Here is a 12,747-nt window from a genome sequence, read left to right on the forward strand (position 1 = left end):
GATGCTATTCGATTATGAAACGCTGAAACTGATCTGGTGGGCACTGATTGGCGTTCTGCTGATCGGCTTCGCCGTCACCGACGGTTTCGACCTGGGCGCCTGTGTTCTGCTGCCGATTCTGGGCCGCAGCGACAGCGAGCGCCGTGTCGTCATCAACACCGTGGGACCGCACTGGGAAGGCAACCAGGTCTGGTTCGTCACCGCGGGCGGCGCCATCTTCGCGGCCTGGCCGGCGGTCTACGCTGCAGCCTTCTCCGGTTTTTACTGGGCGATGCTGCTGGTGCTGTTCGCGCTGTTCTTCCGTCCGGTGGGCTTTGACTACCGCTCGAAGATTGCCGATCCGCGCTGGCGCAGCTCCTGGGACTGGGGTCTGTTCATCGGCGGTGCCGTACCGGCGCTGGTGTTCGGCGTCGCCTTCGGTAACCTGCTGCTGGGCGTACCCTTCCAGCATGACGAATTCATGCGCCCAAGCTACGACGGTAACCTGTTCGGCCTGCTGAACCCCTTCGGTCTGCTCTGCGGTGTTGTCAGCCTGGCCATGCTCTCCATGCACGGTGCTGTCTATGTGGCCCTGCGCAGCGAAGGCCGCGTCAGCGACCGCGCCCGCACCTGGGGACAGATCTGCGCCCTGGTGACCCTGGCCTGCTTCGCCCTGGCCGGTATCTGGCTGAGCTCCAGCATCGACGGCTACCAGATCGTTTCTGCGCCGGCTCACGACGCCCTGCCCAACCCGCTGGCGAAAGAGGTGGTCCGTGGCGATGGCGCCTGGCTGGCCAACTACTCCACCTACCCGGCCACCATGCTGGCACCGGTCATCGGTTTCCTGGGATTGGCGGGCACCTTCCTGCTGATGGGCGCGCGCCGTTACGGCTTCGCTTTCCTGACCAGCTCCCTGGGTATGGCGGGTATTATCCTGACCGCGGGCTTCTCACTGTTCCCGTTCGTCATGCCGTCCAGCCTGGAGCCCAACTCCAGCCTGACGCTTTGGGATGCTTCCTCAAGCCACCTGACGCTGAATGTGATGACCTACGCAGCGATTGTGTTTGTGCCGATCATTCTGTTCTACACCCTGTGGTGCTACCGCTCTCTCTGGGGCCGCGTCTCGGTGGAGCTCATCAACAAGAACGATCACACATCTTACTGAGGAGACCGGAGAATGTGGTACTTTGCCTGGATACTCGGCGTCTTGCTCGCCTGCTCATTCGGCATCATCAATGTGATGTGGCTTGAAGCGGAAAACATCGACGACGAGCAATAAAACAAACGGGGGCCAGATGGTCCCCGTTTTCATTTGCGCCAAAGATCCGGTTTCACCCTGACCGTCTTGTCTGAGCGCACCCGTGACTCCCCTTCTGCGCAGCCGAGCATCGCAGACTGAAAGAGAAACAAGGGAAAGGCTGTTTGAGCGACGAAGGAGCGACTGATTTTTAAAAGAAAGCCTTTCCCGCTCTTTCAGGCGAGAAGCACAGGGAAATCGGCGCAGCCGATCAAGCAGTAGATACTCAGTTGAGGGTCAACCTTTCAAATGCTCATCACTGAACAATAAGGTTGAGTTGAATGCGGTTTTTGTCTGTATACAGGCCCATAGCCCAGTCAGGTACTTTCTCATGACCGCGCAAAGGGCCTGGATTTTCTTCTTGCCGCGCGATATCAGTGCTTCGTAGAAGTGCTTTGCCCTCGGGTCATGCCTCACGGCACATAAAGCAGGCATAAATAGTGCCGCGCGTAAGTATGTATTACCTGCTTTTCCCAGGCGGGAAGGTTTGTTCGCACTACTGCCGGACTGCGTTATTCGTACATCTAAACCTGCAAAACGGCTCACCTGCGGTGCTTTCAGATGCTGCGGTAATACACAGAGTTCAGCCAGTATGGCGATAGCTGATGCTTCACCGATACCTTTGGCGGCACGGATGTTCGCCAAGCTTTCTGAAAGCGCAGGGTTCTCGGCGATCAGCACCAAAGCAGCCTTACTTAACCGCTCAATACGTTGGTCCAGCAAGTCGATACCGTCCTGTTCATCCTCAAGTAGAAGCGGCATTGTGGCGCTTTTAGATTGAAGGGCATGCAGCCGGTTTTTAGCTTGTGTACGTGTAGCTGTTAGTCGATTGATTTGCCGGCCAAGATCTCTCAAGCCTAAACAGGCAGGGTCAGGAGGCGTCCAGAGCCTTGGGCTCATGCGCTCACCGTATTCAGCGAGTAGGGCAGCATCAACCGCGTCAGTCTTGCTACCCGTCAGCGTAAGCTTCGCGAAATTGTGGAAACTTTTTGGGTTGATAACCGCTACTGGAAGCCCAGCATGCGCTAGCGCTACTGCTAAATCCAAGTAGTAGATGCCAGTGGCTTCTAGCACGATTAGCTTCGGTTGAAGTAGCAGGAGCGCATCTACCGCTCTCGCATGGCCATCGGATGTTTGCTGGAACTGCTTAGCCCTAGAGGCTCGTCCGTCCACTCGACTGACGAGGTCAAATTTTTTGGCTGAGATATCGATGCCGACAAACACGCTCATTGGCTTTTACACCCCGCTACGCTTAGATCACAATGTTCACCGGTTTCCCGAACTCGTACTTGATGCTGCCTCTTCCTTGTCATACGAAGTCCAGTTTCACTGGCTTCCTGATACTCTTCGAGGTGGGCAATGAGGCAGGGAGCCTCTCTACGGACGAGGTCAGTTTGAACTGCCTCTAGGGGCGGACGGCCTCCCCGGTTACTAGTGAATGAGCTTAACGGTTCCTTGAGATCGAACATACAAGGGGCGGTTTGGGATTGTAAAGGTACCTTTCCCCTATAAAGCAGCGCACAAGTACCTTATCTCGCCAGCAGGCGAAACCGGCCTTCAAAGAAACTGAAGAATAGAATCTTCTACCGTTCCAACCGATAGCTGAAAGCCAAAGCAAAAACGGGGACCAATCGGTCCCCGTTTCAATTCAACTGGTAGCTTACGCTATCAAGCCGATAGCGTTTTAAAGCTACGGTTGAAGTACATCAGTGCATCCTGGCCTTCACGGACAACGATGTTGTCGATCTCGGCGTAGAACACCGAGTGGCTGCCCACTTCGGCGATATCGGTGATACGGCCTTCGAGGCTCGCCAGCGAACCGCGCAGCAGCGGCTGTTTCAGCACCCCCTCATCCCAGCTATCCAGCTTGAAGCGCTCTTCCATACTCAGCTCGGTCATGCCGGCAAAATGGCAGGACATCTCCTGCTGTTCGGCACTGCAGACGTTGACGCACAGGCGTCCGTTGCTACGGATCACCGCATTGACGGCGCTTTCGCGATTGATGCAGACCAGCACGGTGGCCGGGCTGTCTGATACCGAGCAGACAGCGGTGGCGGTCAGGCCGCAGGTACCGCCTTCACCGGCACTGGTGACCACGTTGACGGCACCGGCGAGCTGGGACATGGCATTACGAAAAAGCTGTTGCTGTTCGTTGGGCATGAAGCATGAATCCTTACATAGCTTACTTGCATAGATAGCAGGTAGAGATGGCTGAGACGGACATAAAGGCTCAGAGCGAGAGCAGATCGATCCGCTCCATCGTCTGTACGCCGCCGTTTCCGTTCTGGTTTTCTTCGTCTGACTCGGCACGAAATTCGCTCCGGGCATCCGGATCTACAATTCCATGCGGGAAGCCGAGTTGCAAGCCCTTGAAATCAAAGAGCTCTGTATCGGCCAAGTGAGACGGCACCACATTGCACAGGGAGCGGAACATGGTTTCGATACGTCCAGGGTGCTGCTTGTCCCAGTTGTTGAGCATCTCTTTGATCACCTGGCGCTGCAGGTTCTCCTGGGAGCCGCAGAGGTTGCAGGGGATGATCGGGAACTCCTTGAGCTCGGCGTACTCGGCGATATCCTTCTCGCGGGCATAGGCCAGCGGGCGGATCACCATGTTCTTGCCGTCGTCGGAGACCAGCTTCGGCGGCATGGATTTCAGCTTGCCGCCGTAGAACATGTTGAGAAAGAAGGTTTCCAGGATATCGTCACGGTGGTGACCCAGGGCGATCTTGTTGGCACCGATCTCATCGGCAAAACCGTACAGTGTGCCGCGACGCAGGCGCGAGCAGAGACCGCAGGTGGTTTTCCCCTCGGGTACCACTTCCTTGACGATGGAGTAGGTATCGCGCTCGACAATATGGAAAGGCACGCCGATCTTTTCCAGGTACGCCGGCAGGATATGCTCGGGGAAACCGGGCTGTTTCTGATCCAGGTTCACCGCCACCAGCTCGAAATCCACCGGCGCGCTCTTCTGCAGATTCATCAGGATATCGAGCATGGCATAGGAATCCTTGCCACCGGACAGGCAGACCATCACCTTGTCGCCCGCTTCGATCATGTTGAACGCTTCGATCGCCTGCCCTACCTCGCGACGCAGACGTTTCTGCAGTTTGTTCGTGCGGGTTTTGCGCTTGCGCTCCGCTTCCACGGAGAGCTGTTCCGCCTGCGCTTCGGTTGGGTTTTCGCTGTGCATGCTGGTTGCCGTACTTGGATAAAAGTTGAGTGAATCGGTTAACTGGCTTGTTTTGAGATCGTTTCGAAATTGTCTTAAACAGGTTTCGGAAAATCGAAAGGGGCGAAATTATAACCGAATCGCCGGCGTCTAACACGGTTAGTCTTTAACCGCTGTTACCCACTGACGGACAGGACCGGCTTATTCCGGCTCAGACGCCGCCGGCCCGAGCCAGCCGATCTCTATCGCCGTGGCGGCGCCGATCATGGCGTGGGCCAGGCTCGGCGGCAGCAGCGACCAACCGGGGGTAATCTGAACCCGCCCGCCCATGATTTCGGCCCGCTGCTGGGGGAACAGCGGCTCTTTCACCGGGTCGGCAAAACCATCCGGCCAGAGCGGCTTGCCGGTCTCCCTGTCGTACTTGTCGCTGGCCCCCAGCGTATGCAACAGCTCATGGGCGGCAACGAAGTTGTTGATGCCCTGGCGATCGGCGTCGGCATAGCCGTTCACCAGGCCGATATTGCCTTTCTGCAGCCCCAGCGAATGTTGCAGTCCCTGGGGATTGCCGGGCGCATAGAAGCTCATGAATATACGCACATCAGCATCGCCGGCCTGCCAACCATCCTGCCACCAGACCCATAAGCGCATCTTGATCGCCCACCAGAGCGCCTCAACGATACTTGCCTGTTTCGGCACCTGCGGCGGTAGCGACTCGATCAGCGGCGCCACTTCCACCTGTACCGGTGTTTTCAGACCCAGCCGGTAGCGGTAAGCCTCGCGGGAGAAAAAGGTTTCGATATCGCTGAAACTGTCGGCATCAATACGTTCAACGTAACGGCGGGTGGTATCGCGACCATCGGCGTTGATCGGGTAGATCCTCACCTGAACCGGGTCCAGCCAGTCCACACTCCGGGTGCTGGACAGCAGCAGGTAGAGCGCCAGGATCGCCACCAGCACCAACAGCAGAAAAACACGCAACCAACCAAGCAGAGAGTTTCGTTGCATCGGGCAAGCCAGCCTTATAACTGAATCAGACCCGCCACCGCCAGGTACCTGGCCAGTTTACCCAGGCCGATCAACAGCGCGCTCAGGCGCCAGGAAAAACCGATCCAGCCCGCCACCAGGCAGAGCGGATCACCGATGATCGGCAGCCAGGCCAGCAGCAGCGCAGAGGGTCCAAAACGCTTCAGGCGCTGCTCGGCGCGGCGATGACGTTCTGAGAGTATGCGAAGGGGATAACGCCGGCGCAACCAGACACCCATGACGAAGGTCAGCAGGCTGCCAAGAAGGTTACCGGCGGTGGCGACCAGCACCGGCAGCAGCCATTCACCGCGCTGGGAGACCTCCCAGGCCAGCAGCGCTTCGGAGCCGCCGGGCAGCAGGGTTGAAGAGATAAAGGCGCTGAGGAACAGCCCGGGAAGCGAATACTCCGCCCAAACCTGTTCCATCAGCGCTCTCCCGACATCAAACAGAGCCCTGCATCAAAGGCGGTCCAGTCCCTGGGCGATGCAGCGCAGCACGCCGTACTCGTAGGCGCCGGCCAGCGCCTCATGCACCACTTTCAGCGAGCCGCCCTTGTGACGGCGATGTTCGAGAATGGTCTGTTCGATCTGCTGACGCTCCGCCGCCGGCAGTTCGACCACCTCATCGACGCCAATGGCGCCCTTGCGGATCGCCGCCGCCAGGTGGCTGTAGATGGTGTTTACCGATAGCTTCTGCTGCCGTGCCACCTGCTCCACCGTCATGCCACTGCGGTAGAACATCAGGGTTTCTTCCGCCTGGGTATCGCTGTCGTCGGCCGGTGCGGCCTGATGCTCGGCGATCAGTTCCAGGAACGGATCGCCATACTGGTTCAGCTTGCGCTCACCGACGCCGTTGAGGCGGCGCAGCTGAGTCGCTGACAGCGGCCGGTACACCACCATCTCCATCAACGTGGCATCGTGGAAGATCACGTAAGGCGGTACATCCTGCTCATCGGCCAGCCGCTTGCGCAGTGCCTTGAGCGCGTTCCAGAGTGCATGATCCTCCGCATCCAGCTGCTGCTGAGACGCTTTACTCTTGCCGCCGGACAACTTGGGACCCGCGCTTTTGGTGCGCAGGTCACGACGCAGTTCCAGGGTTTCCTCACCGCGCAGCAGCCCACGACAGCTCTCCGACAGCTGCAGCGCACCGTGACTGGCTTCGACCTTCAGGTAGCCACGCGCCACCAACTGGCGGAACACCGAGCGCCACTGGTTACGATCCAGCTCCTTACCGATGCCCCAGGTGGAAAGCTGCTCATGACCGCGCTGGCGGGATTTATCGGAGCTCTCGCCCAGCAGCACATCGATAATGTAATTGACGCCGTACATCTGGCCGCAGCGGAACACGGCGGACAGCGCCTTACGCGAGGCCTCGGTGCCATCCCAGACCGGCACCGGCTCCAGGCAGGTATCGCAGTTGCCGCAGGGCTGGTGCTCCGGCTCGCCGAAGTACGCCAACAGCGCCTGGCGCCGGCAGCTGGTGATCTCGCAAAGACCGAGCATCGCCTCCAGCTTCTGCCGCTCAACCTGCTTGTGCACTTCGTCGGCCTGGGAGCCTTCCAGCATCTGGCGCAGGAAGATCACATCCTGCAGGCCATACACCATCCAGGCATCGGCGGGCTCGCCATCGCGCCCGGCGCGGCCGGTTTCCTGGTAGTAGGCCTCCACCGATTTCGGCAGATCCAGGTGCGCCACAAAGCGTACGTTGGGCTTATCGATCCCCATGCCGAAGGCGATGGTGGCGACCATGATGATCGATTCTTCGGTCAGAAAGCGGTGCAGATGGTGCTGACGCAGCTCCGGCGACAGGCCCGCATGGTAAGGCAGCGCATTGAAACCCCGTTCGCTGAGCCAGGCGGCGGTGTCCTCCACCCGCTTGCGCGACAGGCAGTAAACGATCCCCACATCCTGAGCATGCTCATCGCGCAGGAAGCGCAGCAGCTGCTCGCGGCCGCGGTCTTTCTGGCCAATGCGGTAACGGATGTTGGGACGGTCAAAGCCGCGGATGAAGCGCGCCGCGTCGGTCAGCTCCAGGCGATCGATAATCTCCTGCCGGGTACGGGCGTCAGCGGTGGCGGTCAGGGCGATACGGGGTACACCGGGGAACAGCTCGCGCAGGCGGTTCAGCTGCATGTACTCGGGGCGGAAATCGTGCCCCCACTGGGATACGCAGTGCGCTTCGTCGATGGCGAACAGTGACAGCCTGGCCCGCTGGAACAGCGCCAGCGACCGTGGCTGCAGCAGACGCTCCGGCGCGATGTACACCATATCCAGCTCACCGGCGACCAGTTGCGCCTCGGTGGCCTGCAGCTGCTCCAGCGGCAGGGATGAGTTGAGGCAACCGGCTCGAATGCCCAGTTGCGACAGCGCGTTTACCTGGTCCTGCATCAGTGCGATCAGCGGTGAGATAACCACACCCGTGCCTTCGCGCACCAGCGATGGCAATTGGTAACAGAGGGATTTGCCCCCGCCGGTGGGCATGATAACCAGGCTGTCCTGACCGGCCAGCAGCGCCTCGACGACGGCGTCCTGCGGCGGGCGAAAACTCTCGTAGCCGAATACCTCGGCCAGTATCTGCTGTGCGCGCTCAATCATGCGGCGCATTATCCGCGAAGCCGGGCTGCAAGTCATCCGCAGCAGGGAAAGAAGCCGCCGAAAGCGGTACCAGTAGGCGATTTTAGAGAGTAGAATCGGCCGCACACCGATTTATCTGGATGCACAGCCCATGACCGCTCAAACTGCTCTTATCACCGAAGACGAACTGGATATCCTGGAAGAGTTTCTGTTTTCTCCTGCCGTCTCGGAAGAAGCCCTCGATCTGATCAGCGCCCACGGCCTACTGTGCGCGATCAACATCTCGCCGGTAGAGGTACCGGAAAGCGAGTGGCTCGAGCTGCTGTTTGATGGCGAGCCGAAGTGGGAGTCCGACACCCAGAAAGCCCAGATGCTCGACCTGCTGCGCAAGCTGTACCGCACCATCGGCAGCGACCTGTACTCCGACCAGGAGATCCTGCTGCCCTGCGAACTGACGCTGGAAACCGAGGACGACGAAGAGCTCCCCGAGATCACTCTCTGGGCCCAGTCGTTCATGGAAGGCGTGTTTATCCGCGAAGAGGAGTGGTTCGGTGATGATGAGGAGTCGGTTGCCGGTCTGCTGCTGCCGATCATGGTCGCGTCTGACCTGTTCGATGACAGCGAAATCACCGATATCCGCAAAGATCGCGCTCTGTCGGAAGAGATGTGCGAGCAGATCCCGGAAGTACTGATCGACCTGTATCTCAACTACCACGCGCCGGAAAAATAACGACGGCGCGTCGAGCATTTAACGGAGGCTCAGATGGAAGCTGACATGCTGACCGTCAAACTGGTTTTCGCCGATAAGCACGAAGAGCTGTGTCGCTTTTCCGCCCTGCCGGAGGCCGGACAGGCGATGCGCATTGACGACCTGACCTACCAGGTGATCAGTGTTGATCGGGCGCTCAACAACACCGATCCGGATGGCCCCCAAGCGGTCATCCGGCTGTCGACCGGCAGCACAGAAAGTCCGGACCAGCGAATCCCGGTGGTTACCCCCGGGCGCCGTCACCCGGGCTGAACGGCCAGCGCATCCCCTGTTTCTCTCCCGGGCCGGATCAGCTCTCTGCCGAATCCGCCGGGTAATGCACGGCGAGCCAGATAGTGGGCTCGTCGGGTGTCGTCCACGCCACGCGGTGACGACAGCAGGCCGGAATCGCCACTGAATCCCCGGCGTTCATCTCGACAACACCCTCGTCCTCAAACTCCAGGCGCGCAGCGCCCGACAGCACCATCACCCACTCATGCCGATCCTGATCGTACCAGCCGACCTCGGGCGAACTCTGGCCGTGGGAAACGATCCGCTCTATTTCCACGCCCCGGCCCGCTGCGAGCAGCTGGAACACTTCGTCATCGCGGGCATACGGCAACTCTGCCAACAGATTTTTCACTCGTGTCACCATCACTCCCCCCTCACTATCCACTCGGGTACCCATCCCTGAACTGGCATTCTGATCAATGTTTCTATACTGAAACCTTAAAGCGATAACGCTTAAGCGATGCAGAATAACAGGATGGAGCAAGGAATGACCGACAGGCAGTGCATTCTCGCCCTGGACCAGGGCACCACGAGCAGCCGCGCCATACTCTTCGACTCGCAGGTCAACCAGCTGGCCTCCGCGCAGCAGGAGTTTCCCCAGCACTACCCCCAGGAAGGCTGGGTGGAGCACGACCCGCTGGATATCTGGCACAGCTCACTGACCGTGGTTCGCCGGATGCTCGACTGGGCCAGGGAAAACGATTACCGGGTCGGCGGTATCGGCATTACCAACCAGCGCGAAACCACGCTGGTATGGAACCGCCACACCGGCAAGCCCGTCTACAATGCGATCGTCTGGCAGGACCGCCGCACCGCCGCTTACTGCAACCGTCTCAAGCACGAGGGCGTGGAACAGGAGCTTCAGGCGCGCTCCGGCCTGTTGCTGGACCCCTACTTTTCCGCCAGCAAGATCAACTGGATACTGGACCATAAGCCGGATATCCGGGAACAGGCCGAGCGCGGCGACCTGCTGTTCGGTACCGTGGACTGTTTTCTGATCTGGAAGCTGACCAACGGTCGCAGCCACGTGACCGACGCCACCAACGCCTGCCGTACCAACCTCTACAACATCCACCAGAATAACTGGGACGACCGCCTGCTGGAGCTGTTCCAGGTACCCGCAGCGATGTTGCCGGAGGTACGCGACTGCGCCGGCCACTTCGGCGATACCGATCCGTCGCTGCTGGGTCAGAGCCTGCCGATTCTCGGGGTCGCCGGGGATCAGCAGGCCGCCAGCATCGGCCAGTGCTGCTTTAGCAAGGGCGATATCAAGAGTACCTACGGTACCGGCTGCTTCGTCCTGCTCAATACCGGCAGCGAGGCTGTCACCTCCTCACAACGCCTGCTGACTACAGTGGCCTACCGACTCGATGGCGAAACGCGCTACGCCCTTGAGGGCTCCATCTTCGTTGCCGGCGCCGCGGTACAGTGGCTGCGCGACGAACTGGGTATCATCAGAAATGCCGCCGAAACCGAGCAGCTGGCCCGCTCCATCGACAGCAACAACGGCGTCTACCTGGTACCGGCCTTCACCGGCCTCGGCGTACCCTACTGGCAGGCCGATGCCCGTGGCGCCCTGTTTGGCCTGACCCGTGGCAGCGGGCGTGCCGAGATTGCCCGCGCTGCACTGGAAGCGATGGCCTACCAGACCAGCGACCTGTTCCGGGCGATGGCGGCAGACGGCATCTCACCGGCCACGCTGCGCGTGGATGGCGGCATGGTCGCCAACGACTGGATGCTGCAGTTTCTGGCCGACATTCTCGATACCACCGTGGTGCGACCACAGATCCCCGAGACCACGGCACTGGGCGCAGCTTACCTGGCCGGCAGACAGGCGGGACTTTACGGCGACTTTGATGCCTTCACCGAACTCTGGCAGTGCCAGCGTCAGTTCGAGCCGCAGATGTCCCAGGATCAGCGCCAGCAGTTGCTCAGCGGCTGGGCCGAGGCGATCAGACGCGTGCTGCACTCAGACGCCTGAACAGGTTAACCCGGGTTACAACCCAACAGGTCAGAAGGAGCTACCGCGTTTTGAGTCTCAGAAGCCACAATATCGCTCGTCTGCAATCCGGCTCTTTTGATGTGCTGATCCTGGGCGGCGGCATCAATGGTGCCGTTTCCGCCGCGGCACTGGCCGCCCGGGGCGCCCGCGTGGCGCTGATCGACCGGGGCGACTTTGCCGGAGAAACCAGCTCCAACAGCTCCAACCTGGCCTGGGGCGGTATCAAGTACATGGAGAGCGGCGAATACCTGCTGGTGGACAAACTCTGCCGCAGCCGCAACCGCCTGATGCGTGCCTATCCCTCCACCGTGCGGGAGATGCGCTTTCTCGCCTCGGTGCAGAGCGGCTTTCGGAAGCCACCCTGGATGATCTATGCCGGCACCCTGCTTTACTGGCTGTTCGGCCGCGGCAAAACCCGACTGCCGGAGATCATGGGACCGTCGCGCCTGAAGGCCCGGGAACCGGTGATCAACACCGCCAATACCCAGGCCGGCGTGGAGTACTCCGACTGCTATCTGCATGACAACGATGCCCGCTTTACCTTCAACTTTATCCGCAGCGCGATGAATTACGATGCGATCGCCGCCAATTACGTGGAGTGCCAACAGCTGAGTAAAACCGGGGATCTCTGGCACGCCAATGTCCTGGACAGAGAATCCGGCGAGCAGTTTCAGATCAAGGCGCGCGCGGTGATCAACGCCTGCGGCCCCTGGACCGACCGGCTCAACCAGAGCAGCGGCCAGAGCACCCGCCACCGGCACCTGTTCTCCAAGGGGATCCACCTGATTGTCGACCGAATCACTGACAGCAACCGGATACTGACCTTCTTCGCCAGCGACGGGCGGCTGTTCTTCGTCATTCCCATGGGGCCGAAAACCTGCATCGGCACCACCGATACCCAGGTGGAAAATCCCGAGACAGGGATCAGCGACGCAGACCGACAGTTCGTGCTCGATAACGCCAACAGCCTGCTCAATCTGCCGCACACTTTGACGACGGATGACATTATCGCCGAGCGCTGCGGTGTACGCCCACTGGCCGTCAGCAACGGCGAAGGCAAGCAGGCAGACTGGGTGAAACTGTCACGCAAACACGCTATCGATGTGGATGAACAGATGCGCCACCTGAGTATCTTCGGCGGCAAGCTCACCGACTGCATCAACGTGGGCGAAGAGGTGTGCGAGATCATCGAGGGGCTGGATATCGACCTGCCGTTTCGCAAACAGATCTGGTACGGCGAACCCGACGCCAGCGTCTACCGGGAGTATCTGCATCAGGCCCGGCTGATGAACCTGGATGGCATAACACCCTCATCCTCCAGCGAAAAACTCACCCCCCGTCTCTGGCGGCGTTACGGCGCCAGCGCGCTGGAACTGCTGGAGGGGATCCGTGAGAACCCCGACTGGGGCGAACTGCTGATCGCCAATGCCGAGTACCTGCGTGGCGAGGTGGAACTGGCCGCCCGGCGGGAGATGATCACCCGGCTCGACGACTTTCTGCGCCGCCGCTCGAAAATCGCCCAGGTGGTTCCCCGGGATCAACTGGTTGACGCACCCGGGCTGCGCGAAGCCTGCCAGATTCTGTTTGCCGAGCGGGCGGATGAGAAACTGGCAGAGTACCTGGACAGCCTTACCGACGACGCGGCCACTGCCCACACTCCTTGAG

At 60.1% G+C, this 12,747-nt stretch carries 13 protein-coding genes; 6 read left to right on the plus strand and 7 right to left on the minus strand.

Features of this window, described 5'->3' with window-relative positions; all coding sequences use genetic code 11:
* Nucleotide 1: 1 nt before the first annotated feature.
* Nucleotides 2–1,144, plus strand: coding sequence for a cytochrome d ubiquinol oxidase subunit II (cydB, locus tag ACQUQP_RS14975; protein ID WP_432695829.1), 1,143 nt, complete (start codon nucleotides 2–4; stop codon nucleotides 1,142–1,144).
* Nucleotides 1,145–1,156: 12 nt separating this feature from the next.
* A complete protein-coding gene (cydX, locus tag ACQUQP_RS14980; RefSeq protein ID WP_132297486.1) occupies nucleotides 1,157–1,258 on the plus strand; it encodes a cytochrome bd-I oxidase subunit CydX in 102 nt (33 codons plus the stop codon).
* A 255-nt stretch (nucleotides 1,259–1,513) separates the two neighbouring features.
* Here the strand turns inward: cydX and ACQUQP_RS14985 are convergent, their stop codons facing one another.
* The 6 genes from ACQUQP_RS14985 to recQ all read right to left on the minus strand — a co-directional run bounded on the left by ACQUQP_RS14985 (nucleotide 1,514) and on the right by recQ (nucleotide 8,062).
* Nucleotides 1,514–2,506 (minus strand): IS110 family transposase, encoded by a 993-nt coding sequence (locus ACQUQP_RS14985; RefSeq protein WP_432695830.1) that lies wholly within the window; start codon nucleotides 2,504–2,506, stop codon nucleotides 1,514–1,516.
* Nucleotides 2,507–2,944: 438 nt separating this feature from the next.
* Nucleotides 2,945–3,436, minus strand: a complete 492-nt coding sequence (hpaC, locus tag ACQUQP_RS14990) for a 4-hydroxyphenylacetate 3-monooxygenase, reductase component (RefSeq protein WP_432695831.1) — start codon at nucleotides 3,434–3,436, stop codon at nucleotides 2,945–2,947.
* 70 nt (nucleotides 3,437–3,506) lie between these two features.
* Nucleotides 3,507–4,466, minus strand: coding sequence for a tRNA 2-thiocytidine(32) synthetase TtcA (gene ttcA, locus ACQUQP_RS14995; protein ID WP_432695832.1), 960 nt, complete (start codon nucleotides 4,464–4,466; stop codon nucleotides 3,507–3,509).
* A gap of 180 nt (nucleotides 4,467–4,646) precedes the next feature.
* A complete protein-coding gene (locus ACQUQP_RS15000) occupies nucleotides 4,647–5,450 on the minus strand; it encodes a hypothetical protein (RefSeq protein WP_432695833.1) in 804 nt (267 codons plus the stop codon).
* Between the two features lie 14 nt (nucleotides 5,451–5,464).
* Nucleotides 5,465–5,893: a YqaA family protein gene (locus tag ACQUQP_RS15005; RefSeq protein WP_432695834.1), complete on the minus strand. Its 429-nt coding sequence runs from the start codon at nucleotides 5,891–5,893 to the stop codon at nucleotides 5,465–5,467.
* Nucleotides 5,894–5,926: 33 nt separating this feature from the next.
* A complete protein-coding gene (recQ, locus tag ACQUQP_RS15010) occupies nucleotides 5,927–8,062 on the minus strand; it encodes a DNA helicase RecQ (protein WP_432695835.1) in 2,136 nt (711 codons plus the stop codon).
* Nucleotides 8,063–8,192: 130 nt separating this feature from the next.
* On the opposite strand from recQ, the gene ACQUQP_RS15015 reads away from it, so the two are divergent.
* The gene (locus tag ACQUQP_RS15015; protein ID WP_432695836.1) at nucleotides 8,193–8,771 is read left to right on the plus strand and encodes a YecA family protein; all 579 of its coding nucleotides are present in this window, start codon (nucleotides 8,193–8,195) and stop codon (nucleotides 8,769–8,771) included.
* 33 nt (nucleotides 8,772–8,804) lie between these two features.
* Nucleotides 8,805–9,062, plus strand: a complete 258-nt coding sequence (locus ACQUQP_RS15020; protein WP_432695837.1) for a hypothetical protein — start codon at nucleotides 8,805–8,807, stop codon at nucleotides 9,060–9,062.
* A 37-nt stretch (nucleotides 9,063–9,099) separates the two neighbouring features.
* Here ACQUQP_RS15020 and ACQUQP_RS15025 read toward each other — a convergent pair whose 3' ends face one another.
* Complete coding sequence (locus ACQUQP_RS15025; protein ID WP_432695838.1) at nucleotides 9,100–9,432, minus strand: cupin domain-containing protein; 333 nt, start codon at nucleotides 9,430–9,432, stop codon at nucleotides 9,100–9,102.
* Nucleotides 9,433–9,567: 135 nt separating this feature from the next.
* Between ACQUQP_RS15025 and glpK the strand changes: the two genes are divergently transcribed.
* Nucleotides 9,568–11,061 carry a glycerol kinase GlpK gene (gene glpK, locus ACQUQP_RS15030; RefSeq protein ID WP_432695839.1) on the plus strand — a complete coding sequence of 498 codons (1,494 nt, stop codon included), beginning with the start codon at nucleotides 9,568–9,570 and terminating at the stop codon, nucleotides 11,059–11,061.
* A 50-nt stretch (nucleotides 11,062–11,111) separates the two neighbouring features.
* Entirely contained in the window at nucleotides 11,112–12,746 is a 1,635-nt protein-coding gene (locus ACQUQP_RS15035; RefSeq protein ID WP_432695840.1) for a glycerol-3-phosphate dehydrogenase/oxidase, read from the plus strand.
* Nucleotide 12,747 lies beyond the last annotated feature (1 nt).

The sequence above is a fragment of the Marinobacterium sp. YM272 genome (assembly GCF_050908845.1).
In the GTDB taxonomy this organism is placed as follows: domain Bacteria; phylum Pseudomonadota; class Gammaproteobacteria; order Pseudomonadales; family Balneatricaceae; genus Marinobacterium_D.

Coding starts and splice junctions, on each gene's coding strand:
- cydB (WP_432695829.1), top strand. CDS start 2: ATGCTATTCGATTATGAAACGCTGAAACTGATCTGGTGGGCACTGATT.
- cydX (WP_132297486.1), top strand. CDS start 1,157: ATGTGGTACTTTGCCTGGATACTCGGCGTCTTGCTCGCCTGCTCATTC.
- ACQUQP_RS14985 (WP_432695830.1), bottom strand. CDS start 2,506: ATGAGCGTGTTTGTCGGCATCGATATCTCAGCCAAAAAATTTGACCTC.
- hpaC (WP_432695831.1), bottom strand. CDS start 3,436: ATGCCCAACGAACAGCAACAGCTTTTTCGTAATGCCATGTCCCAGCTC.
- ttcA (WP_432695832.1), bottom strand. CDS start 4,466: ATGCACAGCGAAAACCCAACCGAAGCGCAGGCGGAACAGCTCTCCGTG.
- ACQUQP_RS15000 (WP_432695833.1), bottom strand. CDS start 5,450: ATGCAACGAAACTCTCTGCTTGGTTGGTTGCGTGTTTTTCTGCTGTTG.
- ACQUQP_RS15005 (WP_432695834.1), bottom strand. CDS start 5,893: ATGGAACAGGTTTGGGCGGAGTATTCGCTTCCCGGGCTGTTCCTCAGC.
- recQ (WP_432695835.1), bottom strand. CDS start 8,062: ATGATTGAGCGCGCACAGCAGATACTGGCCGAGGTATTCGGCTACGAG.
- ACQUQP_RS15015 (WP_432695836.1), top strand. CDS start 8,193: ATGACCGCTCAAACTGCTCTTATCACCGAAGACGAACTGGATATCCTG.
- ACQUQP_RS15020 (WP_432695837.1), top strand. CDS start 8,805: ATGGAAGCTGACATGCTGACCGTCAAACTGGTTTTCGCCGATAAGCAC.
- glpK (WP_432695839.1), top strand. CDS start 9,568: ATGACCGACAGGCAGTGCATTCTCGCCCTGGACCAGGGCACCACGAGC.